At 75.5% G+C, this 23,220-nt stretch carries 28 protein-coding genes; 16 read left to right on the top strand and 12 right to left on the bottom strand.

All coding sequences use genetic code 11. The features are described from left to right. Window positions 1–95 precede the first annotated feature (95 nt). The 6 genes from ACSNN9_RS20930 (at window position 96) to ACSNN9_RS20905 (ending at window position 4,566) form a co-directional block, all read left to right on the top strand. Window positions 96–650, top strand: a complete 555-nt coding sequence (locus tag ACSNN9_RS20930) for a winged helix-turn-helix domain-containing protein (RefSeq protein ID WP_436674986.1) — start codon at window positions 96–98, stop codon at window positions 648–650. 425 nt (window positions 651–1,075) lie between these two features. Further along, window positions 1,076–1,681 (top strand): winged helix-turn-helix domain-containing protein, encoded by a 606-nt coding sequence (locus ACSNN9_RS20925; protein WP_436674985.1) that lies wholly within the window; start codon window positions 1,076–1,078, stop codon window positions 1,679–1,681. A gap of 36 nt (window positions 1,682–1,717) precedes the next feature. Beyond that, window positions 1,718–2,350 (top strand): uridine kinase, encoded by a 633-nt coding sequence (locus tag ACSNN9_RS20920; protein ID WP_436674984.1) that lies wholly within the window; start codon window positions 1,718–1,720, stop codon window positions 2,348–2,350. A gap of 161 nt (window positions 2,351–2,511) precedes the next feature. Beyond that, a complete protein-coding gene (locus ACSNN9_RS20915; protein ID WP_089000644.1) occupies window positions 2,512–2,910 on the top strand; it encodes a TraR/DksA family transcriptional regulator in 399 nt (132 codons plus the stop codon). 47 nt (window positions 2,911–2,957) lie between these two features. After that, the gene (locus tag ACSNN9_RS20910; protein WP_436674983.1) at window positions 2,958–3,830 is read left to right on the top strand and encodes a DUF72 domain-containing protein; all 873 of its coding nucleotides are present in this window, start codon (window positions 2,958–2,960) and stop codon (window positions 3,828–3,830) included. Window positions 3,831–4,137: 307 nt separating this feature from the next. Next, window positions 4,138–4,566 (top strand): DUF2267 domain-containing protein, encoded by a 429-nt coding sequence (locus tag ACSNN9_RS20905; RefSeq protein ID WP_436674982.1) that lies wholly within the window; start codon window positions 4,138–4,140, stop codon window positions 4,564–4,566. Window positions 4,567–4,614: 48 nt separating this feature from the next. Here ACSNN9_RS20905 and ACSNN9_RS20900 read toward each other — a convergent pair whose 3' ends face one another. Next, the gene (locus ACSNN9_RS20900; RefSeq protein ID WP_436674981.1) at window positions 4,615–5,424 is read right to left on the bottom strand and encodes a DUF72 domain-containing protein; all 810 of its coding nucleotides are present in this window, start codon (window positions 5,422–5,424) and stop codon (window positions 4,615–4,617) included. 11 nt (window positions 5,425–5,435) lie between these two features. Beyond that, window positions 5,436–6,188 (bottom strand): PIG-L deacetylase family protein, encoded by a 753-nt coding sequence (locus tag ACSNN9_RS20895; protein ID WP_436674980.1) that lies wholly within the window; start codon window positions 6,186–6,188, stop codon window positions 5,436–5,438. A 215-nt stretch (window positions 6,189–6,403) separates the two neighbouring features. Here ACSNN9_RS20895 and ACSNN9_RS20890 point away from each other — a divergent pair, with 215 nt between their 5' ends. Beyond that, the gene (locus ACSNN9_RS20890; protein WP_357883262.1) at window positions 6,404–6,694 is read left to right on the top strand and encodes a hypothetical protein; all 291 of its coding nucleotides are present in this window, start codon (window positions 6,404–6,406) and stop codon (window positions 6,692–6,694) included. Between the two features lie 9 nt (window positions 6,695–6,703). Further along, window positions 6,704–7,972: a cupin domain-containing protein gene (locus ACSNN9_RS20885; protein ID WP_436674979.1), complete on the top strand. Its 1,269-nt coding sequence runs from the start codon at window positions 6,704–6,706 to the stop codon at window positions 7,970–7,972. A gap of 87 nt (window positions 7,973–8,059) precedes the next feature. On the opposite strand, the gene ACSNN9_RS20880 is transcribed toward ACSNN9_RS20885, so the two are convergent. From ACSNN9_RS20880 to ACSNN9_RS20860, 5 genes are all read right to left on the bottom strand, one after another. Next, window positions 8,060–8,725, bottom strand: coding sequence for a hypothetical protein (locus tag ACSNN9_RS20880; protein WP_436674978.1), 666 nt, complete (start codon window positions 8,723–8,725; stop codon window positions 8,060–8,062). Next, a complete protein-coding gene (locus tag ACSNN9_RS20875; protein ID WP_436674977.1) occupies window positions 8,722–11,394 on the bottom strand; it encodes an FtsK/SpoIIIE domain-containing protein in 2,673 nt (890 codons plus the stop codon). The genes ACSNN9_RS20880 and ACSNN9_RS20875 overlap by 4 nt, the downstream gene beginning before the upstream one ends. Continuing rightward, complete coding sequence (locus ACSNN9_RS20870) at window positions 11,387–12,745, bottom strand: hypothetical protein (protein WP_436674976.1); 1,359 nt, start codon at window positions 12,743–12,745, stop codon at window positions 11,387–11,389. Before ACSNN9_RS20870 ends, ACSNN9_RS20875 begins: the two co-directional genes overlap by 8 nt. A gap of 9 nt (window positions 12,746–12,754) precedes the next feature. Then, window positions 12,755–13,015, bottom strand: a complete 261-nt coding sequence (locus ACSNN9_RS20865; RefSeq protein ID WP_089000636.1) for a hypothetical protein — start codon at window positions 13,013–13,015, stop codon at window positions 12,755–12,757. Between the two features lie 124 nt (window positions 13,016–13,139). After that, entirely contained in the window at window positions 13,140–13,547 is a 408-nt protein-coding gene (locus tag ACSNN9_RS20860; RefSeq protein ID WP_436674975.1) for a hypothetical protein, read from the bottom strand. Window positions 13,548–13,714: 167 nt separating this feature from the next. On the opposite strand from ACSNN9_RS20860, the gene ACSNN9_RS20855 reads away from it, so the two are divergent. The 3 genes from ACSNN9_RS20855 to ACSNN9_RS20845 are packed head-to-tail and all read left to right on the top strand — an operon-like array spanning window position 13,715 to window position 16,801. Further along, window positions 13,715–16,270, top strand: a complete 2,556-nt coding sequence (locus ACSNN9_RS20855; RefSeq protein WP_436674974.1) for an ATP-dependent Clp protease ATP-binding subunit — start codon at window positions 13,715–13,717, stop codon at window positions 16,268–16,270. Between the two features lie 13 nt (window positions 16,271–16,283). Further along, window positions 16,284–16,451 carry a hypothetical protein gene (locus ACSNN9_RS20850; protein WP_436674973.1) on the top strand — a complete coding sequence of 56 codons (168 nt, stop codon included), beginning with the start codon at window positions 16,284–16,286 and terminating at the stop codon, window positions 16,449–16,451. Continuing rightward, window positions 16,451–16,801, top strand: coding sequence for a DUF3140 domain-containing protein (locus tag ACSNN9_RS20845; protein WP_436674972.1), 351 nt, complete (start codon window positions 16,451–16,453; stop codon window positions 16,799–16,801). Before ACSNN9_RS20850 ends, ACSNN9_RS20845 begins: the two co-directional genes overlap by 1 nt. A gap of 13 nt (window positions 16,802–16,814) precedes the next feature. Here the strand turns inward: ACSNN9_RS20845 and ACSNN9_RS20840 are convergent, their stop codons facing one another. The 3 genes from ACSNN9_RS20840 to ACSNN9_RS20830 form a co-directional block, all read right to left on the bottom strand. Next, the gene (locus tag ACSNN9_RS20840; protein WP_436674971.1) at window positions 16,815–17,054 is read right to left on the bottom strand and encodes a hypothetical protein; all 240 of its coding nucleotides are present in this window, start codon (window positions 17,052–17,054) and stop codon (window positions 16,815–16,817) included. A gap of 19 nt (window positions 17,055–17,073) precedes the next feature. Beyond that, window positions 17,074–18,069: a LysR family transcriptional regulator gene (locus tag ACSNN9_RS20835; RefSeq protein WP_357880475.1), complete on the bottom strand. Its 996-nt coding sequence runs from the start codon at window positions 18,067–18,069 to the stop codon at window positions 17,074–17,076. A gap of 121 nt (window positions 18,070–18,190) precedes the next feature. Continuing rightward, entirely contained in the window at window positions 18,191–18,799 is a 609-nt protein-coding gene (locus ACSNN9_RS20830) for a hemerythrin domain-containing protein (protein WP_358094147.1), read from the bottom strand. Window positions 18,800–18,973: 174 nt separating this feature from the next. Here ACSNN9_RS20830 and ACSNN9_RS20825 point away from each other — a divergent pair, with 174 nt between their 5' ends. Together ACSNN9_RS20825 and ACSNN9_RS20820 are read left to right on the top strand one after the other, a co-directional pair. After that, on the top strand, window positions 18,974–20,302 hold the full coding sequence (locus tag ACSNN9_RS20825; protein WP_436674970.1) for a M20/M25/M40 family metallo-hydrolase: 1,329 nt from the start codon (window positions 18,974–18,976) through the stop codon (window positions 20,300–20,302). 59 nt (window positions 20,303–20,361) lie between these two features. Then, window positions 20,362–21,015 (top strand): hypothetical protein, encoded by a 654-nt coding sequence (locus tag ACSNN9_RS20820; protein ID WP_436674987.1) that lies wholly within the window; start codon window positions 20,362–20,364, stop codon window positions 21,013–21,015. Between the two features lie 78 nt (window positions 21,016–21,093). Here ACSNN9_RS20820 and ACSNN9_RS20815 read toward each other — a convergent pair whose 3' ends face one another. After that, entirely contained in the window at window positions 21,094–21,285 is a 192-nt protein-coding gene (locus tag ACSNN9_RS20815; RefSeq protein WP_013734349.1) for a DUF5703 family protein, read from the bottom strand. 271 nt (window positions 21,286–21,556) lie between these two features. On the opposite strand from ACSNN9_RS20815, the gene ACSNN9_RS20810 reads away from it, so the two are divergent. The 3 genes from ACSNN9_RS20810 (at window position 21,557) to ACSNN9_RS20800 (ending at window position 22,468) form a co-directional block, all read left to right on the top strand. After that, window positions 21,557–21,991, top strand: coding sequence for a DUF2975 domain-containing protein (locus tag ACSNN9_RS20810; protein WP_358094233.1), 435 nt, complete (start codon window positions 21,557–21,559; stop codon window positions 21,989–21,991). After that, a complete protein-coding gene (locus tag ACSNN9_RS20805; RefSeq protein WP_120783492.1) occupies window positions 21,991–22,197 on the top strand; it encodes a helix-turn-helix domain-containing protein in 207 nt (68 codons plus the stop codon). Before ACSNN9_RS20810 ends, ACSNN9_RS20805 begins: the two co-directional genes overlap by 1 nt. A 97-nt stretch (window positions 22,198–22,294) precedes the next feature. After that, window positions 22,295–22,468, top strand: coding sequence for a hypothetical protein (locus ACSNN9_RS20800; protein WP_436674969.1), 174 nt, complete (start codon window positions 22,295–22,297; stop codon window positions 22,466–22,468). A gap of 22 nt (window positions 22,469–22,490) precedes the next feature. Here ACSNN9_RS20800 and ACSNN9_RS20795 read toward each other — a convergent pair. Next, the coding region (locus ACSNN9_RS20795; protein ID WP_436674968.1) for an SseB family protein at window positions 22,491–23,220 on the bottom strand (730 nt) is incomplete at its 5' end.

The following is a 23,220-nucleotide window of genomic DNA, read 5'->3' as shown; positions in this document are numbered from 1 at the left end:
CGTCCACCCCCGCGCCCCCGGTGACCGCCGGCCGGGCGCCGTCCTGACCGCTACGCTCCACCGGGCGTGGCGGCACCACCGCCGCAGGAGGCTCCATGTCCGTCGTCGCCATTCCCACCCGGATCCACTCCACCACGCGCCCCGAGCGGATCGCGCCGGTCCGCCCGCGTCCCGCGCCGACCGTCACCATCACCCTCGACCTCGCCCCGGGGCCGGTGAGCCCCCGCCTGGCCCGGCTGCTGGAGCTGATCGGCGAACTCGCCGAGTCGGGGGAGGGGCGGCTGGGGCCCGGCGTCGCCGAGGACCGGCCGGCGGCGCCCCGCCCGGTGCCGGCCGTCGTGGACCCGCAGGCGATCCGGATCGCCACCGGGTCGCGGGTGGTCCACCAGGGCTCCCGCGTGATCCCGCTGACCCGGATCGAGTACGACCTGCTGCTGTTCCTGGCGGAGCAGCCCCGTCGGGTGTTCACCCGGCTCCAGCTGCTGAGCCGGGTGTGGGGCTACGAGCACGCGGTGGCGCGCACCGTCGACGTGCACGTCCGCCGGCTGCGCGCCAAGCTCGACGCGGACATGCCGGTGGTGACCACCGTCTACGGCGTCGGCTACCGCCTCGCCGACGAGGCCCGGATCGAGATCGAACGCAGTCGCTGACGGCGCCACCCGCGCGGCGTGCCGGCGACGGGACCCCCGCCCCCGCCCCCCCCCCCCCCCCCCCCCCCCCCCCCCCCCCCCCGCCGCGTCCCGGGTCGGGGGTCCCGTCGCCGGTACGCCGCGCGCCGACCGGTCGCGGGCCCGTGGCCCTCGGCCGGGCCGACGGGATCCACGTCCGTCCACCCCCGACGCCACCCGCACCGACCACCGTGAACCGGGCGGGCACCCCCCTATCGGGCCAACCCGGCGGCTCTGCTGTAATCATCAGGCCTCGTACGCAGAGCGAGCATTCGGCTCCGATGCGTCGGTCAATTGTCACATTCATGCAACGCAGCCGCCCCTTGACCCTCGCCCGGGCGCCGGGAAGCATCGATGGAGCGGCGTCCCGGGCCGTGGGGAGATACCCGGACCAGCCAAGGAGGACCATGTCGGTCAGCCCCGCCTCGTCGCGCGCCGGATGGCATACGTCCCAGCCCGCTGTTCCCGGTCGACCGCCGGGGGGCCAGCGTCGTCCCGCCAACACCGCCGCACCGATGCTCACGGTGACCCTGAACATCCCGTTGGCATCCGAGGAGTCGCTGACCCCGCCCGCCCGGCGGCTGCTGGAGGCCGCCCGGGAGATGCTGGAACGCGGCGAGGGCACGATCATCACCGCCACCGTCGACCGCCGCCCCGACCCGGTGCCCGCCGGCCGCTCGCCGTCCCGCCCGGCCGCGGCCGCGACCATCCCCACCCTGCACATCCTCGCGTCCTCCCGGTCGGTGCTGCGCGACGGCGAGCCGTTGCCGCTGACCCGGCTGGAGTTCGACCTGCTGCTGCACCTCGTCGCCCACCCCCGCCGGGTCTTCACCCGGTTGCAGCTGCTCAACGCGGTCTGGGGCTACGAGCACGCCGGCGTGCGCACCGTGGACGTGCACGTCCGCCGGCTGCGCGGCAAGGTCGGCGTCGACGTTCCGCTGGTCACCACCGTCTACGGCGTCGGCTACCGACTGGCCGACGACGCCCACGTCACCATCGACCGAAGCGGTTGACGCCGTCCGCGGCGACCGGCGGGGCACCATGGTCGGATGCGCATCCGACCCATCTCCCCGCAGCGGCTCGTCGTCGAACTGACCGAGCGCCTCGCCGGCGCCCCCGGCCGGCTGCGGGTGGCCGTCGACGGCGCCCCGGCGGCCGGCCCGGACGAACTCGCCGCCGCGCTGGTCGAACCGCTGCGCGCGCTCGGCCGGCCCGCGCTGCACGTACGGGCCGCCGATTTCCTCCGCCCCGCCTCGGTGCGCCTGGAGCACGGCCGGAGGAACCCCGACGCGTTCTACGAGGGGTGGGTCGACGAGCCGGGGCTGCGCCGGGAGGTGCTCGACCCGGCCGGCCCCGGCGGCTCCGGGCGGGTGCTGCCGTCGCTGTGGGACGCCACCGCCGACCGGGCCAGCCGCGCCGCGTACGTCGACCTGCCGCCCGGGGGCGTCCTGCTGGTCAGCGGGGCGCTGCTGCTCGGCGGGGGCCTGCCCTTCGACGTCACGGTCCACCTGGTGCTCTCCCCGGCGGCCCTGGCCCGGCGCACCGACCCGGCGCTGCGGTGGACGCTGCCCGCCTTCGCCCGGTACGCCGACGAGGTCGCCCCGGCCTCGTTCGCCGACGTCGTGGTCCGCGCCGACGATCCGCGCCACCCGGCGCTGGTGGAGTCCCCGGTGTCGCCCTGACACCGCGACGTGGCGAAAACTCGTCGGTTTGAGCGTCGGTGGGGCGGGGTAATCGCCCGGCTCACAGAGCGCGGGTGATCCGCCCGCGCACAGACCACCACGGGGGCCGGGCGCACGTACCGGTGCCCCGGCGGATTTCCAGGCCAGAAAGGCAGGCAGCGATGCTCGTCCACGACACGATCGGTACGGGCCGATCCCAGGCGGAGATCGACCAGATCCGGCGCTCCCTGCAGGCCCGCTACGACGAGCTGTCCGCGGAGTACGAGCAGGCGGTGCTGCAGAGCCAGGTGCTGCGGCTGGTGGAGGTGGGCGACACCGCCGGCGACGACCAGGCCGACAGCGGCACCAAGACGGCGGAGCGGGACACCGCGCAGTCCCTCCTGCGGACCATCCTCGACCGTCGCGCCCAGTACGAGCACGCCCTCACCCGGCTGGAGGAGGGCACCTACGGCTTCTGTGAGGGCTGCACGTCGGCGATCCCCGTCGAGCGGCTGGAGATCTTCCCCTCCGCCACCACCTGCGTGCAGTGCAAGCAGAACCGGGAGCGTCGGGCGGCCTGATCCCGCCAGCGGTTGCCGGTCGGTCCGGAACGCGGTGAGGTCGACCCATGGGTGAGATCAAGGTCGGCACCGCCTCCTGGACCGACCGGACGTTGCTGGACTCCGGCTGGTACCCGCAGACCGCCGACACTCCGGAGAAGCGGCTGGCCTACTACGCCCGCCAGTTCCCGCTGGTCGAGGTGGACGCCACCTACTACTCGCCGCCCGCCGAGCGCACGGCGAGGTTGTGGGCCGAGCGCACCCCGGCGGGCTTCACCTTCAACGTCAAGGCGTTCAGCCTGCTCACCGGGCATCCGACCCGGCCCAGCGCGCTCTACAAGGACCTCCGGCCGGACACGGGGAAGAAGAACCTGTACCCGGACGACCTGCCGGCGCAGGCGTACGAGGAGGTCTGGACGCGCTTCCTCTCCGCGCTGGACCCGCTGGTGCGGGCGGGCAAGCTCGGCGCGCTGCTGTTCCAGTTCCCGCCCTGGTTCACCATCAAGCGGGACAACAAGCAGTACCTGCTGGAGGTGGCGAAGCGGTGCGCCCCGCTGCGCCCGGTCTACGAGTTCCGGCACGCCTCCTGGTTCGACGGCGACAACGCCGACGAGACCCTCGCCTTCCTGCGCGAGCACCGGCTCGCGTACGTCTGCGTGGACATGCCGCAGGGGCACCGCTCGTCGGTGCCCCCGGTGCTGGCCGCCACCGCGGACCTCGCGGTCGTGCGCTTCCACGGGCACAGCGACAAGTGGACGAGCAAGGACATCCACGAGAAGTTCGGCTACCGCTACACCGACCGGGAGCTGCGCGACTGGGCGCCGAAGCTGCGCGAGCTGGCCGACTCCACCGGCGAGACCCACGTGCTTCTCAACAATTGCTACCGGGACTACGCGCAGACCAACGCCGCGACCCTCGCCGGTCTGCTCGACGCCGACTGAGCCGGGGCGGCGTTTCATTCCGTCCGGGTGAGGGCCGCTCACCCCGTCGCCGCGCAGCATGGACGGTGTGTGCGGTCGACCGTGGCCGCGGAGGACGCGACACCACGGAGGTGGGTGGAGATGACGGTTCGGGTGGTACCGGGTCGACGGCGCGGTGCCGTGCTGCACGTCGTGGGGTCGTCCGCCGACGCCCGGTGGGTGGCACGCCCCGCGCGGGTCAGCCCGACCCGGCAGCCGCGTGGCCCGGTGGGGCCGCCGCGACGTGACGACGACCGACGGTGGGAGACCGACGTACGGGGGTGGACAGATGGCTGAGCAGCTGCATTCCGCGTTCGAGTCCTCGATGGACAAGACCAACCTGATCCTCAAGGACATCGAGCAGGCCTACGGCTGGCCCAAGGAGCAACGCAACCAGTCCTACTGCGCGCTGCGCACGGTGCTGCACCTGCTGCGCGACCGGATGCCGGTGCAGGAGAGCGTGGAGTTCGCCGCGCAGCTGCCGGTGCTCGTGCGCGGGATCTACTTCGACGGCTGGAAGCCGCAGGACGTGCCGATCAAGCTCAACCGGGACGACTTCCTGCTGGAGGTCCGGCAGGGCTTCCCGTACGACGTCGAGGGCGGCCCGGAGCGCGTGGTGCAGGTGGTGCTGGACACCCTGCGCCGGCACGTGACCCAGGGCGAGTGGGACGACGTGAAGGCCACCATGCCCAAGGACATGGCGAACATCATTCCCTGACGCGACGCCCGTCCGCGACGGCCCGCTCCACCTCGGGTGGGGCGGGCTTCACGCCGGCTCGCCCGCCGGCACCGGGCCCGCGGACGCGTCGTCGGGGGCCGGCGGCGGCCCGGGGACGCGGCTGACCGACCGGCCGGCCCGACGGGCGAGCGCGGCGAAGGCCGTCGCGTCGACGATGGCGGCGCCGCCGGGGTCGTTGTTGAAGTAGACGTACGCGGGCTCGTCGTCGCCGAAGCCGTCGGCGAGTCGGCGGACCCAGGAGGCGAGCGACGCGCGGCCGTACCGGGGCCAGGGGTTGGCGCGCCCCTCGTGCAGGCGCAGGTAGCCGAAGTCGGTGGTGCGCCAGCGGGGCGCGACGGGCCGGCCGAGCCGGTCCGCCCAGACCAGCGCCGCCCGCCGCCGCTCCAGCACGGCGCGGGTGGCGTCGGTCCACCACGAGGGGTGCCGCGGCTCGACGGCGACCCGCACGTCGGCGGGAAAGAGCCGCAGCGTGGCGTCCAGCGCCGCCGGGTCGGCGGGCAGGTTCGGGGGCAGTTGCAGCAGCACCGGGCCGAGCCGGTCGCCGAGCGCGGTGGCCCGGCCCAGGAAACGGGCCACCGGCTCGGCCGGGTCGCGCAGGCGCTTGATGTGGGTGAGGTAGCGGCTCATCTTGACCGCCACGCAGAAGTCGTCGGGGGTGCGGGCCCGCCAGGCGGCGAAGGTGTCGCGCTCGGGCAGCCGGTAGAAGGCGTTGTTCACCTCCACCGTGGCGAACCGGGCGGCGAAGTGCTCCAGCCAGAGCCGCTGCGGCAGCCCGGCCGGATAGAAGCGGCCCCGCCAGTCGCGGTACTGCCACCCCGAGGTGCCGAGCAGGATCATCCTCGCCGTCCCTACCAGAGGTCGAAGTGGAAGACCTCGAAGGCGGCGCCGTGGCGGACGCCCAGCCGGGTGCCGGCGGGGCGGCTGAGCCCTTCGAGGAACTCCTCGGCGTCGAAGCTGCCGTCGCCGAGCCCGGCCAGGTACGCGTCGTGCGCCCTGAGTGAGGCCACGCCCCGCTCGAACGTGTCGGTGACGTCCACCCCGTGCGCGGCGAGGGGGGAGGAGGCGGCCCAGACCTGGCGCACCCCGTTCCACGGCTCGACCCCGTCGGCGAGCTGCTCCGGGAACACCCACCGGTTGCCGGCGTCGCGGACGGCGTCCAGCACCGCCCGCCCGGTGGCGATGTGGTCGGCCTGGTTCAGCGTGTACGCGCCGTCCCAGGTGTCCCGGAAGTTGTTGGTGATCACGATCTCGGGGCGGTGCCGGCGGACCACCCCGGCCAGGGTGCGGCGCAGCGGCACGCCGTACTCGAGGATGCCGTCGGGGAGGCCGAGGAACTCCACGGTCTCCACCCCGACGAGGGCCGCGGACTCGCGCTGCTCCCGCTCCCGGACCTCCCTGGTGCGCGGCGGGGGCATCGCGTCGATGCCGGCCTCGCCGCTGGTGACGAGGCAGTAGACGACCTGTTTGCCCTGCGCCGTCCAGCGGGCGACCGCGGCGGCGGCGCCGAACTCCAGGTCGTCGGGGTGGGCCACGATCGCCAGCGCGCGCTGCCACTGCTCGGTCACCGGCTCGAGCGGGCGGGGCCCCGTCGTCTCGGTCATCGTCACCTCCTGGTCGAGAGGACATCCTGTCACCGTCGGCGCCGTGGCGCCGCGCGACGGCGCAGCTCCGACGGCCCGAGCGGGCACGGCGAACCGCCGGTGTGAACCGGATCGGACGTCTACGGTGGGGTTAGAGAAGATCGCGCGGGGGGTACCACCCGCTGCACGACGGACCCCGGCGTAACGGCGGGGCGGCACATCCCTAGGGAGCACCGATGGCACTCAACGACGACGACATGCAGACCACCAGCGGCGGCGGCCTCGAGGGCCCGGCCGACGGCGGCGCGACCCCGGGCCAGCAGGACGGTGGCGCCGACGGTGGTGCCGACCGCGGTGCCGAGCGTGGTGCCGACAAGGGCGCCGACCAGGGTGCGGAGGGCCCCGCCGACGGCGGTGCGACCCCCGGCCAGCAGGACGGCGGCGCCGACGGTGGCGCGGAGGGCCCCGCCGACGGCGGTGCGACCCCCGGCCAGCAGGACGGTGGCGCCGACGGCAGCGCCGCCTGACGGACCGCCGTGACAGACATCGACCCGCCGGGCGGCCACGGCCGCCCGGCGGTGCCGTCCGAGGCCGCCGCCGCGCTCGCCCGCTGCGTGTCGGTGGAGCCCGCGAAGTTCGCCGCCGCCCACTGGGGACGCACGCCGCTGCTCTCCCGCGCCGACGAGCTGCCCAACCCGGCCGGCTTCACCGATCTGCTCAGCCCCGCCGACGCCGACGAGCTGCTCAGCCGCCGCGGCCTGCGCACACCGTTCTTGCGGATCGCCAAGGACGGCCAGCTCGTGCCGGCGGCCCGCTTCACCGGCGGTGGCGGCGCCGGCGCGGAGATCACCGACCAGGTCCTCGACGAGCGGGTGCTGGAGCTGTACGCCGGCGGCGCCACCCTCGTCCTGCAGGGCCTGCACCGCACCTGGCCGGCCCTGATCGACTTCACCCGCGAGCTCGGCACCGCGGTCGGGCAGCCGCTGCAGGTCAACGCCTACCTGACCCCGGCCGGCAGCCAGGGCTTCGCCACCCACTACGACACCCACGACGTCTTCGTCCTCCAGGTCGACGGCCGCAAGCACTGGCGGATCCACCCGCCGGTGCTGCCCGACCCGCTGGAGAAGCAGACCTGGGGCGGCCGGGCCGACGAGGTCGCCGCCACCGCGGACGGGCCGGCCGCGCTGGACGTGGTGCTCGCCCCCGGCGACGCGCTCTACCTGCCCCGCGGCTGGCTGCACAGCGCGCAGGCCCAGGAGTCCAGCTCGTTGCACCTGACCGTCGGCGTACGGGCGTTGACCCGCTACGCCATGGTCGAGGAGCTGCTCGCCCTCGCCGCCGAGGACCAACGGCTGCGCGCCACGCTGCCGTTCGGCACCGACGTGGCCGACCCGGACGCGATCGAGCCGGAGCTGACCGAGACGGTGGAGGCGCTGCGGGACTGGCTGCTGCGGGCCGACCCGGCGGTGGTCGCCGCCCGGCTGCGGCAGCGTGCCTGGCCGGCCGCCCGGCCCGCGCCCATCCGACCCCTGGCGCAGGCCGCCGCGCTGGCGGCGCTGGACGTCGACACCCGGCTCGCCCCGCGCCCCGGCCTGCGCTGGCGGCTCACCCCGCGCGGCGACCGGGTCGCGCTGGTGCTGTTCGACCGCACGATCACCCTGCCCGCGTCGTGCGCGCCGGCCGTACACGCCCTGCTCGACGCCGGACCCGTCCGGGTCGGCGACCTGCCGGGACTGGACGACGACGCCGACCGGCTCACCCTGGCCCGTCGCCTGCTGCGCGAGGCGGTGCTGGTCCCCGCCTGAGCGGGGCCACGCTTCGGCGGTGGCGCCACGGTTCGGCGGCGGGGCCGCGGTTCGGCAGCGGGGTCGGGGTTCAGCAGGGGCCGCGGTTCAGCGGCCGGCGACCAGCAGCGCGACGGTGGTCACCAGCCCGGCGACGAGCACGACGGTCATCGGCCGCGGGCCGAGCACGGCGTGCCGCCGGTCGGCGAGGACCTTCGCCGGCACCAGACCGACCAGCGGGCCCAGCAGGGTCACCACCAGGGCCAGCACCGGCAGCCCGACCCCCAGTTCGCCGCCGTACCGGTCGCCCGCCGCCCGGGCCGCGCCGCCGAGGGCGTACGCGAGCACCGCGCCGGCCACCCCGCACAACGCCAGCAGCGGGTTGACCGAGCCCGGCAGGTCGCCCGGCTGGCGGGTGCGGTTGAGCAGGTCCCGCACGCCGGCCAGCAGCGGAGCCGGGTCACCCGTCGCCCCGGGCACCGGCGCCGGTGGCCCGCCCACCCGGCGGCCCGAGCCACCGAGCCGACCGCGCAGCAGCTGCCACAGGTCGGCGACCTCGGCGTCCACCCGTTCCTGCTCCTCCCGGGCGTCCACCAGCTCCCGCTCCGCGCGCCGCAGCTCCGCCTCCGCCTCGGCGACGGCCCGCTCGGCCGCGGCGCACTGCTGGTCGTGCCAGGTGTGCGCCTCGGCCCGCTGGACGCGCACCCGCGCGCTCAGGTCGGCCAGCCGACGGATCTGGGCCGCGTACGTCTCGCTGGTCACCGGTTCGTTCATCGCGCGGGTCCGTAGGGGATGATCACCTGGCCGGTGCGGTGCACCGCCCGGTCGAAGAACAGCCCCCGCCAGGGGCGGGGATACCAGTCGGGGCCGCCGGTGCCCGGATAGAGCGACGAACCCAGCTCGCCACCGTGGGCGTCCAGCGCCACCCAGGCGCCGATCTGGTCCGTCCGGGCCGCCGGCCCGCCCAGGTCGGCGCGCATCCGGGCGACACCCCGCCACCAGGCCAGGACGTGGGTGCGCCGCTCCGGCCCGTCGTGCAGGATCCGGCGCAGCTCCTCCAGCCCGGTACGCCGGCCGATCCGCGTCGCCAGCGCCCCGGCCGCCGCGTCGACGGCGAAGAGCAGCAGGTAGTGCGGGGTGCCCGGCGTGGCGAGCCCCTCGGCGGCCTCGGCCATCAGCTCGCCGACCGTCTCCTCGTCGTACCAGGCGGCGTCGTCGGCGAGATCCTCGTAGAGGGACCGGGCGGCCGGGTCGGCGTCCGGGTCGAGGCAGGCGATGGAGAACCGGGCCGTGCCGGGGCGGTGCTGGCGGGCCAGCGAGCGGGCCGCCGCGTCGAGCACCGCGCAGGCCTCGTCGACCCGGGTGCCGAGCACCGCCAGGTTGCGGCCGGGAGCCCGGGGCAGCCGCAGCGCGGCCGAGCGGGCCTGCACGTCGATGATCTCGCCGAGCAGCGCGACCGGCGTACGCGGGTGCCCCGTCTCCGGCGCGGTCAGCGCCCGGAAGTCCGGCGCGTCCGCGAGCCGGGGGATCGCGTCGCCGTCGAAGAGCCGGGCCGGTGCGGCGTCCTGCGGTCGCATCCGCCACAGCCGGTGCTGCAACTCGCTCCACGTCTCCCAGTCGCTGGCCGACGGGATCCGGGCGACCTGGTTGCCCTCCGCCATGCCCGACTCGGCGTTGACCACCGCGTGGTGGCGCGGCAGGGACTGGGCGGCGTCGTTGCGCTCGGCGAGGATCCGCAGGGCCTTCGGCAGCGCGATGCGCAACGTGAACTGCGCGACCAGGGCCGGCCGGCCCCACAGCGCCTCGATGCCGCGCACGTCCTGGGAGGCGAGCACCAGGTGGATGCCCTGGGAGCGGCCGCGCCGGGCCAGGTCCTCCAGCAGGTCGGCCGCCTCCCGGGCGACCACGTCCCGCCCGGCCAGCAGCATCTGGAACTCGTCGACCACCGCGACGATCCGCGGCCAGTGTCCCGTGGGGTCGACCGCGCGCAGCTCGGCGAGCTTGGTGACCTCGTGCTTCTTCGCGGCGTCGGCCCGCCGGCGCAACTCCTCGGCGAGGAAGCGCAGCAACGCCAGGCCGAACTCCCGGTCGGTGTTGACGTTGATCCCGACGAGCCGCATGTGCGGCAGCCAGCTCGGGTCCCGCCGGCCCTTGGCGAACCGGGCGAAGGACACCCCCTCCTTGAAGTCCAGCAGGTAGAACTCCAGCTCGCTGGGGGAGTAGCGGGCGGCCAGCGCGCCGATCCAGGCGAAGATCAGGTTCGTCTTGCCGGTGCCCGACGGGCCGCCGATCAGCGCGTGCGGCGGGTAGTCGCCCAGGGTGAGCAGCACCGGCCGGCCGTGCGGGCCCTCGCCGATCGGGGCCGTCAACCCGGTGGCGGAATCCTCCCGCCACATCTGCTCCGGAGGCGGCAGCAGGTCGGTGAACGGGGTCGGGGCGGGGCCGGCGTTCACCCGCGCCGCCACCTCCCGGCAGGTCTCGGTGACCAGGGCCGGCGGGGGCGGTGGGTCGAGGCGTACGGGCAGGCCGGTCGGCCCGCCGATCCGGGCGCCGTCGGCGTGCGCGCCCACCCGGGTCACGGTGGGATCCTCGGGCAGCGACACGCCCCGGACCACCAGGTGCACGCCGCAGGCCGCTCCGGTGCGGACCACCCGGTCGAGTTGGCCGCGCTCGTGCCGCGACAGCTCGTCGCCGCCCAGCAGCACCGCCACCCGCCACGGCTCGGGCCGGCGACCGGTGGCGGCGGCCAGCTCACGCAGCGAGCCGTACTCCCCGGCCAGCACCGTCTCGTTGATCCGGCGGATCTGCTCGACCAGGTCGTCGAGGAGCCGGGCCAGCCCGCCCGGGCCGACGAAGGTGAGCAGCCCGGCGGTGCCGAGGGGCGCGAAGCCGGCCAGGCCGCCGCCCAGGTGCTCGGGGTCGTAGCCGACCAGCCGGACGGCACCCGGGTCGGCCCGCCCGACGCCGCGCAGCAGCAGCGCCGACACCACCGCGTCGCAGCCCTCCCGGTCGTCCCCGGTCAGCTCGACGTGGCCGGCGTCGAGCAGCGGCACCAGCGCCGGCACCGGTTCGGCGCCGGGGATGCGTACCGTGCCGATGCGCAGCGCGCCCGGCGGCTCGGCCCGCCGGGTCGGGGTGGGCCGCCACCGCGTCCAGTCCGCGGAGGCCGCGCCGGGGGCCTCCCGCTGCGCCGCGTCCGCCGCGCGCCGGGCCAGCTCCGCGATCCGCGCGGCGTGCCGGTCGTCGATCTCGGCCAGCCGCCGGTCGCGCTGCGCACCCACCCGCTCCGGCACGACCGCCGCGGCCCGCCGGACCTTCGCCAGCCGCTCCCGGGCCGTGGTCAGCTCGGCCTGCGCGGTGGACAGCCGGGTCCGGGTCGCGCCGAGGGCCTCGCCCAACATGCCCCGGACCCGGGTGACCAGCTGGCCGCGCCGGTCAGCCATCGACGCCCCGCCCGCGCCGATCCACGTCGCCGCCCGCCGGCCGGCCGGAGGGCGGACTCGACCAGACGCGGCCGGCCGACCCGGGCCGCCCCGCGGCGGGTCCGTCGGCGGCCGGTCCACCCCGTCGCGCCGCCGGGCCGTCGGTGCCCGTCGAGCCGCCCGGGCGCGCGGTCGCCGCGCGGTCCCGCGCCGGGCCGGCCTGGCGGGGTGCCGCCGCGCGGTCCCGCGCCGGGCCAACCTGGCCGGGCGTCCCCGCCCGGTCCGGTGCCTGGCCGTGCGTCGTCGCCCGCTCCCGAGCCGCGGCCGCCTGGTCGTGAGCCGCCTCCGCCCGGTCGCGGGCCGCCGCGACGCGCTCCCGCGCGGCGGCCACCCGGCCCTTCGCGGCGGCGGCGCGGCGCTGCCACTCGGCGTCGTCGGCCCGGTCGCGGGCGGCCTCCGCCTGCCGGTCCCGCTCGGCGGCGGCGCGTTGTTCCCGGGCGGTCTCGGCGTGCCGGGCCCGCTCGTCGTCGGTGGGCAGGTCCCTGCCGAGCCGGGCCAGCAGCACCCCGGTGAGCACCCCCGCGGTGACCGCCGGGTCGGCGGCGTGCGGCTGCTCCGCCTCGTCGCGCCGCGGCGGGGGCATCCGGCAGATCCGGGTCAGCAGCGTGTCCAGCACCGCCGGGGGCAGGCCCGGCAGCAGGTCGCGCACCCGGCCGTCCAGCTCCCGGTGCAACCGTCCGAGGTCCTCGGCGCGCGGCGGGTGCCCGAGCAGCTCGCCGGCCAGCTCGCGCAGCAGCGGCGGGGCCACCGCCGCCAGGCCGAGGCCGACGTCGGCGTGGGCGCGGCGCAGTTCGGTGTGCAGCCGGTCGCGGTCGCCGGCACGGACCCCGCCGACGACCCGGCGCAGCAGCTCCCGGGAGTCGCCGACCTTCTCGTCGGGCTCCTCCGGCGGGCCCTCCCGGCCGCCCGTCAGCTCGGCGACCCGTACCGACCACCAGCGGCGGGGCGTCACGTCGGCGGCCGGCTCCGGGGCCGCGGCCCCCGGGGCCGCCTCGCGCGGCGCGTCGTGCGCGGGCCGGCGCTGCTGCTCCTGCGGCCGCGGGGCCGGGGAGCCGTCGGCGGCCAGCCCGATCGCGGCGAGGTACGCCGACAACTGCTCCTGCGCGACGCGCAGCGCGTAGCCGGCCGTCTCGGCGTGCTCGGTGGCGGCGGAGAGCTCCGGCACCCCCATCGGGTTGGCCGACTCCTGACGGACCCAGCGCAGCCGCTCGGCGGCCAGCCCGAACTTCTCCAGCGCCAGGGCCAGCTGCGCGAGGGGCAGGTCATCGGCGGCGGCGCGGACCTGTGCGCCGACGTCCTCGACGATGGACACGGCCGGGCCTCAGAGCGTCGCGACGTAGAGTTGCGCCTGCTCGACGGCGACGAGTGTCGCGGCGAGGCACTCCTCCAGCTCCTGGCTGGCCTGGGTCAGCGAGGACTGGGCCGCCTCGACCGTCTCGTGCCCGCTGCCCTCCAGCGCGCCGGCCAGGGTCTGCTGCGCCTCGGCCAGCTTCTCGCCGGCCGCCTGCACGGCGCTCTGGCCGTCGCCGATCTGTTGGAGCGCGACATCGATGGCTGCCTTGAGCTCGGCGACGCTCGCCACGGCGAAACCTCCTGGGGGCGGGGAGGCCTCCATTAGAGCCTATCCCTCACGGTGAGAGAACATCCGCCCTGTCAGTGTTCCTGCCCCGCTGACCGGTTGTCGACCGGAAGCGACGGTAGTCCGATCAGTGGGACTGCGCGGGCGGGGTCGCCCGGTCCCGCAGCCAGCGCGGTCCGTACACCTCGGCGCCCTGCGCGGTGACGCGTTCCCGCAGCTCACGGTCGGCGGTGACGACCAGTCGCCGGCGCCGCGGCGCGGCGGCGACCAGGTCGACGACGGCGTCGTCCCCGGACCCGGGGGCGGCGACCACCCGGACCCCGGCCGTGCCCGGCACGTCCCGCGCCCGCCCCTCCACCACCAGCACCACCTCCACCGGCGCCGGCAGCTCCGGGGGCAGCCCGGCGGCGGCCACCGGGGCCAGCGAGTCGCGCAGCCGCGCGGTCGCGCCCGCGCGGTCCCGCCACCAGCCGTCCGGGCGGGACCCCACCACGTTGGCGGCGTCCACGATCAGCAGCGGCGTCGTCGGGTCCATGCCGCCAGCCTGCCACCCGCCCGGCCGGAAGGCGGGGAAGGGCTGCTGGCCGGGAGCGTCGAGGCGGCGCCCTTCCTTCCGCGGGCCGCCCCCGGTGCGGCGGCGTTTGTCGCGACGGTCGCGGGGTAGCCCCTGGCGACCGTCGCGCCCGACTGCGGAGGACAGACATGATGGGACCCGGTGACTTCGGCTCCGACCCCTGGGACGAGTTCCTGGCCCGGTACTTCGGCCGGGGCGAGGGTGGGCGCCGACCCGCGCACCGGGTCGACATCACCCGGCTGATGACCGCCGACGCCAGGGAGATGCTGGCCGACGCGGCCCGCCGGGCGGCCCAGCGGCAGAGCACCGACCTCGACACCGACCATCTGCTCTGGGCCGCGCTGCAACGCGAACCGCTGCGCGACCTCGTCCGCCGCGCCGGCGCCGACCCGGACACGCTGCTCAACGCGCTCGGCGGGCGCGGCGACGGCGCGCCCCGGGGCGAGGTGCCGCCCAACCTGTCGCTCACCCCGGCGGCCAAGCGGGCGTTGCTCGACGCCCACCAGCTGTCCCGGGCGATGGGCGCCAACTACATCGGCCCCGAGCACATCCTGATGGCGCTGCCGCTGAACCCGGAGTCCCCGGCCGGGCGGATGCTCGCAGCCGGCCGCATCCAGCCCGAGTCGTTGCAGGCGGCCAGCGCCGAGCGCGGGCCGATGACCGGGCCGAAGCCCGACCGCGGCACGCCCACCCTGGACCAGTACGGCCAGGACCTCACCGACCTGGCCCGCAACGACCAGATCGACCCGGTGGTCGGCCGGGCCGAGGAGATCGAACAGGCCGTCGAGATCCTGTCCCGGCGGACGAAGAACAACCCGGTGCTGATCGGCGAGGCCGGCGTCGGCAAGACCGCGATCGTGGAGGGCCTGGCGGAGCGGATCTGCGACGGCGACGTGCCGCAGACGCTGCTCGGCAAGCGGGTGGTGCAGCTCGACCTGGCCGGCCTGGTGGCGGGAACCCGGTACCGGGGCGACTTCGAGGAGCGGCTGAAGAAGGTCATCGACGAGATCCGGGCGCACCGCGACGAGCTGATCGTCTTCCTGGACGAGATCCACACCCTGGTCGGCGCGGGCGGGGCGGGCAGCGAGGGCGGCATGGACGCCTCGAACATGCTCAAGCCGGCGCTGGCCCGGGGCGAGCTGCGGGTGATCGGCGCGACCACGCTGGACGAGTACCGCAAGAGCATCGAGAAGGACGCGGCGCTGGCCCGCCGCTTCCAGCCGGTGTTCGTGCCGGAGCCCACCGTCGACGACACCGTGGCGATCCTGCGCGGGCTGCGCGACCGCTACGAGGCCCACCACCAGGTGCGGTTCACCGACGAGGCGCTGGTCGCCGCGGCCGAGCTCTCCGACCGGTACGTCACCGACCGGTTCCTGCCGGACAAGGCGATCGACCTGATGGACCAGGCCGGCGCCCGGGTCCGCCTGCGCACCCGCACCCCCGCCTCCGACGTGCGGGAGCTGGAGACGCAGCTCGACGAGGTACGCCGGGACAAGGAGCAGGCCGTCGCCGACGAGCAGTACGAGAAGGCGTCCGCGCTGCGCGACCAGCTCGCCGAGCTGGAGGCGCAGATCCGCCGGGCCCGGGGCGACGAGGGCGGCACGTCGCAGGTGCCGGCCGTCGGGCCGCAGGAGATCGCCGAGGTGGTCTCCCGGGCCACCGGCATCCCGGTCAGCCAACTCACCGAGGAGGAGCGCGACCGGCTGCTGCGACTGGAGGGCCACCTGCACGAGAAGGTGGTCGGCCAGGAGGACGCGGTCACCGCGGTCGCCGAGGCGGTCCGCCGCTCGCGGGCCGGGCTGGCCGACCCGGACCGCCCGATGGGCAGCTTCCTCTTCCTCGGGCCGACCGGCGTCGGCAAGACCGAGCTGGCCCGCGCGCTGGCGGAGGCGCTGTTCGGCGAGGCCGACCGGATGGTCCGGGTGGACATGAGCGAGTTCCAGGAGCGGCACACGGTCAGCCGGCTGGTCGGTGCCCCGCCCGGGTACGTCGGCTACGAGGAGGCCGGCCAGCTCACCGAGGCGGTCCGGCGCCGTCCGTACGCGGTGGTGTTGCTCGACGAGATCGAGAAGGCCCACCCCGACGTGTTCAACATCCTGCTCCAGGTGCTCGACGACGGGCGGCTCACCGACAGCCAGGGCCGTACGGTCAACTTCAAGAACACCGTGCTGATCATGACGAGCAACCTGGGCTCGGAGCTGATCACCGGCGCCCAGCGCGCCGTGGGGTTCGGCACCGGCGCGGAGGGCGGCGAACAGGAGCGCGACGAGCTGCGCGAGCGGCTGATGCGCCGGCTTCAGGAGAACTTCCGGCCGGAGTTCCTCAACCGCATCGACGAGGTGATCATCTTCCGCCGGCTGGAGGCCGAGCAGCTGCGCCAGATCACCGGCCTGCTGCTGGAGGAGACCCGCCGCCGGCTGCACGCACAGGACATCCAGGTCCACTTCACCACCCCCGCCATCGACTGGATCGCCGAGCACGGCTACCAGCCGGAGTTCGGCGCCCGGCCGCTGCGCCGGGTCATCCAGCGGGAGGTGGACAACCACCTGTCCCGGATGCTGCTGGAGTCGGCGGTCTCATCCGGCCAAAAGGTCACCGTGGACGCCCGCGACGGGCGACTCGCCTTCGACGTGGCGGCCGGCGAGCGCGGCTACACCCCGGCCACGACGTCCCATCCCCGATGACCGGAGGGCGGACATGAGCGAACCCGAGGAGACCCGGGACGAGAGCGAGCGCACCGATCCGATCGTGGCCCCGCCGACCGCCAACCCCGCCCGGGTGCGGATGCCGCCGGAGGGCGTGGACCAGCAGGGTGAGGACCCGGAGCCGGCGGAGTCCGACCGCCGCCGTCGAGAGGAGGGCTGATGGTACGCGAGCAGCGGCTCGAACCCGAGGTGGAGGTGCTCTGGGACGACTTCCACGCCCAGGTGAACGTCCCCTCGGAGCAGTTGCGGCAGTGGTTGCTCACCCGCGGCTCGGGGGAGGAGTCGTTCGGGCCGGACCCGGACCTCGACCTGCCCGGGATGGGCCGGCGGATCCTCCGGGTGCTGAGCAAACGCAAGGTCGACCTCACGCCGGAGGACATCCGGGTGATGCGGGACGCGATCGACGAGATCCAGACCCTGCTGGACGAGAAGCCGCCGCGCGGCAACGCCGACGACGAGTGGCGGCACGCCCTGCTCGACCTGGGCCACGACGTCCTGGTCGAACGCTGACCCGGCCCCGTGCTCAACCGTGGTCGCTCTCCAGGCTGCCGATCGTCAGGCCCGCGGCGTCGGCCGCCGCCTCGCGGTCGGCGCGCGCCCGCTCCTCGCGGGTCAGCAGGTTGGCGTACTCCGTGACGTCGGCCGGATCGGGCACCTCGGGCAGGCGCCGCAGGAACGCCTCCACGTCGCGGGCGGCGGCGGTGTGGGCGGCGGCCGCCTGCCGGAGGAGCTCCCGGTCGTCGGCGGGGTTGGGATCGGTCATGTCCGCCTGATACCCGGCGCTACGGCGTTCGCACCCCGTCGGCCCCGGCAGCCGTCAACCTCCGCCCCCCGTAGCCCGGGTTGCGCAGCAGCCAGGCCAGGTACTCCGGGTGCGCCGCCAGCGAGTCGGTGTACGCGGCCAGCGCGGTCTCCAGCACCAGTTCGGCGTCGCGGGCGGCGGGGGAGTCCGGATGCCAGCCCAGCATCAGCCGCCAGCGCAGCGGCGTCCCGGCCAGCATCCGGGTGACCAGCCCGGCGACCGGGCGGAAGGTCGCCTGGCAGAGCGCGATCGCCTCGCCCGAGTCCACCATGTCGATGCAGCAGCGCACGTCGGTCTCGTACACCTTGCGGGGGGTGAAGCCGGCGCGGGCGCAGGCGGCGGCGAAGCAGTCGCCGAAGCAGCCGTCGCCGGGCGCGGCGACCCACTGCTCACGGGACAGGTCCACCAGGTTCACCTCGGCCCGCCCGGCCAGCGGGTGCTGCTCGGGCAGCAGCACCAGCACCGGGTCGACCGCGACCTCCCGCCAGCTCAACCCGTACTCGGCCGGCGGGGCCGCGTCGCCGCACACCCCGATCAGCGCGAAGTCCAGCCGGCCGCCGGCGACCAGCTGGGCCAGCTCCTCGGCCGACCAGGTGGCGTGGGTGGTGATCTGGGCCGGTGGAGGCTCGGCGGCGAGCCGGTGCACGAGCCGGCCGAGGATGGGGCTGTTCACCCCGCCGAACCGGTACCGCCGGGGCGCGTCCCCGGCGCCGGCCAGCCGCGCCGCCTCGTCCTGGAGGCCCTTCATGGCCGGCAGCAGCACCCGGGCCCGGGCGAGCACCAGCTCGCCGAGGGCGGTGGGGCGGGCGCCGCGGCGGTCCCGCTCGAACAGGGGCCCGCCCAGGGTCCGCTCGATGCGCTGGAGCTGGGCGGTGAGTGCCGGCTGGGCCAGGCCGAGCGTCGATGCCGCCTTGGTCACGCTCCCCGTCTCCGCGATCGCGCAGACCACCCTCAGGTGTCGCAGCTCCAGATTCATACCGTGACGGTATGACCCCGTAGCGGCCGACGGAAGGCCCTGAACGGATCAACGCTTTCCGATGGGTGTCGGATCCGCCCCGGCCCGCCGCCCCGGTCGGGGGCGGCTCGGCCGCGCCGGCTCAGCCCGGCGGCGGCTCGGTCAGGTCGGCCAGGTAGGTGGGCCGGCCGGTGACGGCGTCGCGGACCTTGTCGACCACGCCCACCGCGGGCTCGACGACCCGGTTCCACGGCGGGGTCGCCGGGGTGCCCGGGTGCGGGCGCGTCGGGGCCGCCTCCTCGGCGATCTCCAGCCGGTTGCCCAGGCGGATCAGCTCCTCGGCGCTGGCCACCTCGCGCAGCGCCGCGACCAGCGCGCCCGCTTCCTCGACGTGGCGGTGGACGCGCGCGGCGACGTCGGCGAGCCCGTCACCGGCGAGCCCCTTCAGGGCGGTCAGCAGGGCCCGGTCGTCCGCGATGGCCCGGTCGATCCGGTCCGCCGCGTCGGGCAGGGCGGCCCGGACGGCGGGCAGCAGGTACTGCTCCTCGGCGGAGAGGTGCCGCGAGAGCGCCGCCGTGAGCACCTCCACGCCGCGCTCGGGGGCGGGCTCCGGGCCCGGGTCGGTGAGCCGCCGCAGCAGCTCCCGCAGCTGCCGGTGCTCGGCGTCGAGGATGTCGGCGACGCTGCGCCCGCCGGGGCGGAAGTCCTCGTCCTCTCCGGTGGGCGGCAGCGGTGGCAGGGGAACGGTCATGGTGCCCTCCTCGGGTGGCGGGCGGCGCACGTGGTGGGGGAGCGGTCGCGAGCGGCGGTACCCGGCCGCGTCGGCGGCGAAACCGTGCCCGGTCGCCGCCCGTCCCGTCCCGCCGGAGCCGACGCGGCGGGGCGGGGCGGCCGCGTCGGGCCGGTGGGCTGGTATGAAGAACCGATGACGAGCGACGCCGCCTCCGCCCGACCCGACCCCACCGACGAGGTCGTCGACCTCTGCCGCGACCTCCTGCGGATCGACACCACCAACACCGGGGACAACGACACCAGCGCCGGGGAACGCCTCGCCGCCGAGTACGTGGCGGAGAAGCTGGCCGAGGTGGGCGTCGAGTCCGTCATCCACGAGTCGGCGCCCGGCCGGGCCAACCTGCTCGCCCGCATCCCCGGCACCGACCCCGGCCGCGGGGCGCTGCTGGTGCACGGCCACCTCGACGTCGTCCCCGCCGACGCCGACGAGTGGTCGGTGCACCCGTTCTCCGGGGAGCTGCGCGACGGCTACCTGTGGGGCCGGGGCGCCATCGACATGAAGGACTTCGACGCGATGGTGCTGGCCGTGGTGCGGCACTGGCAGCGCACCGGGGTCCGCCCGCCCCGGGACATCGTCCTCGCGTACACGGCCGACGAGGAGGCGGGCAGCGACTACGGCGCGCACTTCCTGGTCGAGCGGCACCGCGACCTCCTCGACGGCTGCACCGAGGCCATCGGCGAGGTCGGCGGCTTCTCCTACTCGGTCAACGACAGTCAGCGGCTCTACCTGATCGAGACCGCCGAGAAGGGCATCGACTGGCTGCGGCTGCACGCCAAGGGCCGCCCCGGGCACGGCTCGATGGTGCACGACGACAACGCGGTCACCGCGCTCGCCGAGGCGGTGGCCCGGGTCGGCCGGCACCGCTTCCCCGTCGTGGTCACGGACACCGTGCGGGCGTTCCTGGAGGAGGTCTCCGACCTGCTCGGCATCGAGCTGGACCCGGAGGACCCGGAGACCGCCATCGCGAAGCTCGGGCCGATCGCCAACATCATCGGCGCGACGATCCGCAACACCGCCAACCCGACCCGGCTCGCCGCCGGGTACAAGGACAACGTCATCCCCGGCCGGGCCACCGCCACCATCGACTGCCGCAGCCTGCCGGGGCAGTCGGAGCTGCTGGAGCGGCAGCTGCGCGAACTGGTCGGCCCGGACATCGCCATCGAGTACGTCCAGCGCCAGCCGGCGCTGGAGACGACGTTCGACGGCGACCTGGTCGACGCGATGTCCGCCGCGCTGCGCGCGGAGGACCCGGGGGCGCGGCCGGTGCCGTACATGCTCTCCGGCGGCACCGACGCGAAGGCGTTCTCGCAGCTCGGCATCCGCTGCTTCGGCTTCGCGCCGTTGCGGTTGCCCGCCGACCTGAACTTCTCCGCGCTGTTCCACGGCATCGACGAGCGGGTTCCGGTGGACGGACTACAGTTCGGCGTGCGGGTTCTCGACCGGTTCCTCCGCACCTGCTAGCCCCCGCCAGGAACCCCGGTGTTCCGGCGGAACCTCTGATCGTGAAGGGACTGACCCACATGACCGACCAGCACGGTGAGCTGGACGCCGCCCTCGAGCGCGTGATCGATGCGGCCCGCCACCACCTGGCCGCCGTCCGTGCCGCGCAGGGCCGCATCGACGACGACGACGTCTGGCAGGCGTACGTCGCGCTCAACAACGCGTCCTTCGCGTACGACGAGCAACTCCTGGACGCCTTCGGCGAGGTCACCCCGTGGGACGTCGAGTCGATCGACCCGGACGAGGCGGACCAGCGCTTCGGCGACGCCGAGGGCGTGGAGCCCACCGACCCGCACCCGCGGGTCGTCTCGGTGCGCCAGCGGCGCGACTACCGGGTGCCGAGCGTGTCGGCGCTGATCCGGGTCGCGGAGGCCGCCCGGCGGGAGGGCACCCCGGCCGAGGACGAGCCGGAGCCCGTCGAGGGCGTCGGCGAGGCGGTGCTGGAGCTGCTCCAGAGCGGCGACGGCTCGCTCGGCGCGCTGGACGTGCCGGAGCTGGAGCCGCTCGACGGCGTGGTGATGGTCAGCGAGGTCGGCACCCCGGTCGACCTGGAGTCCTTCGACGACGACGACCCGGTGGGCCCGTTCCAGCCGGCCGCCGACGACCGGCTGGTCGGCCGGCTCGACGAGCACCCGTTCATGGAGCTCGACGAGGAGCACGACCACGCCCACTAGGCGCTGACGACCCGCCCGCGAGGCGGTGACGGCCGGGGCCGACCGACCGGTCGGCCCCGGGCCTTGCTCGTGCCGTGCTCAGTACGACAGTCCCGGCTGCGGCTGGTTGACCCGCCGGCGGCGCAGCACCACCTGCCGCGTGCCGTCGCGGTACAGCCGCACCCGCGCCAACTCCCATCCGGAGAACTCCGCCTGGATCGCCAACTGCGCCGCGGCGGTCAACCGGTCGACGTTCGGCGGCAGCCGCAGCGGCGCGTACTCGTAGTCCATGGACCTATGCTGCCCAGCCCCGCGGCCGTCCGCCACCCCCTCGCCGGTGACCCGTGCCGCTGCGCCGGGCCGCGCGGCGGGTGCCCACGCGGCCGGCGGCGGCGGGGTGCCCGGCGGAGGCGCCGGCGGCAGGCCCCGCGCGATCCGGCCGAGGCGTGGTGCCCCAGCCTCTCCGTGAATCGCCGAACCTATTGACTTTCGATAGGTTGAGAGCGATAGTCGATGCATGTTCAACGAGCATCGAGCGGTAGCCCCGCTCAGAGTCTTCCTCGTGGTGCTGTTCGGGATCCTGGTCATGCTGCAGACCTTCTCGCTGCCCGGGCAGTTCGCACACATGGCCGAGGAGTCCCCGGAGTCCGCCTACCTCAGATGGCCGATGACCGCCGTCTCGGTGTTCTGGGTGCTGTGCGTGCAGGTGGTGATCGTGTCCACCTGGAAGCTGCTCACCCTGGTCAAGAACGACCGCATCTTCAGTGACGCCTCGATGGCGTGGGTGAACGCGATCGTGTGGGCGATCGTCGCCGCCTGGGTGGTGCTGCTGGGCGTGTTCCTCTACGTCGGCTTCCGGGCGTCCGATCCCGGGCTGCCGCTCCTGCTGTTCCTGATGCTGGTCGGTGTCGCGGTGCTGGGCCTGCTGATGGTGGTCATGCGCGCGTTGCTGCGGCAGGCCACGACGCTGCGGACCGACATGGAAGCGGTGATCTGATGCCCATCGTCGTCCGCATCGACGTCGAACTGGCGAAGCGCAAGATGAGCGTCGGTGAGTTCGCCGAGCGCGTCGGGCTCACGCCGGCGAACGTGGCGGTGCTGAAGAACGGCCGGGCCAAGGCCGTCCGGTTCAGCACCCTGGAAGCGATGTGCCGGGTGCTCGAGTGCCAGCCCGGCGACCTGCTCGAGTGGGTCGACGAATGAACCGTCGCGGCGCACCGCGCGCCACGCGCCGACCGACCCACCACGACCCGCCACCCGGCCGGACCGGCACGGGTTCGGCCGCTGAGAAGGAGACCCCATGAAGTACCTGCTCGCCCTCGTCGCACTCCTCGTCGTCGCCCTCGGTGTCGCCGGCGTCGTGCTCGGGGAGGCCGACGACTCGCCGGGCCTCCAGCTCCTGGGCGTCCTGCTCGTCGTCGGCGCGGTGGTGTTCGCCGTGCGGCTCGTCCGGCGGAGCCGTCGCGCCCGGTAGCGGTACGGCCGCCCACCGGCGGTCAGCCGGGCGGCGGGTTCGCCGCCAGCAGGGCGGCCAGCGACGGCGCGCCGAGAGCCAGGGCGCGCGGGGTGCCCGCGTCCACCACCAGCCCCCACGCCGGGTCGGGCCAGTCCGCGAGCAGGTCCGCGCAGGGCACGGCGACGAACGGCACGCCCTCCCCGGCGAACGCGGTCAGCGCCTCCGGGGAGGTGAAGACGGGCAGCAGCGGCGCGCCGGTCGGATCGGTGACGATCGTCCAGGGCACGTCGCGGTCCGGCCCCGGCTCCGCCGCCAGCGGTACGCAGACGGCCACGGCGGCGAGGATGCCGAGGTAGCCGGGCAGGTCCCGCCGTGCGCCGGCGTCGTTGAGCAGGTCGAGCACGCTGGGGCCGCCCGGGTCCGCTCCGCGCCCCGCCTCCTCCGCGCGGCCGGTCGGGCCGCCCGGGTCCGCTCCGTTCTGCGCATCCTCCGCGCGGCCGGTCGGGCCGTCCGCGAGGTCGGTCGGCCCAGGTTCCGGCGCGTCCGCGTGGACGGTCGGCCCGTCCGCGCGGTCGGTCGGCTTGGACGCCGGTCCGTCCGCGAGGTCGGTCGGCTCGGACGCCGGAGCGTCCGCGCGGTCGGTCGGCTCGGACGCCGGAGCGTCCGCGCCGCCGGCGGCACGACGGGCGGGGGCGGGACCCGCCCCGGTGGCCGGGTCGGCCGCCGTCTGTTCGTCACCGAGGTCGGCGGCGGGCCCGGGCGGGCCCGGG

This window comes from Micromonospora sp. URMC 107, from assembly GCF_051386315.1.
GTDB lineage: Bacteria > Actinomycetota > Actinomycetes > Mycobacteriales > Micromonosporaceae > Micromonospora.
The sequence above is the reverse complement of the archived record's forward strand: the minus strand, read 5'-3'. Positions and strand labels throughout refer to the sequence as shown.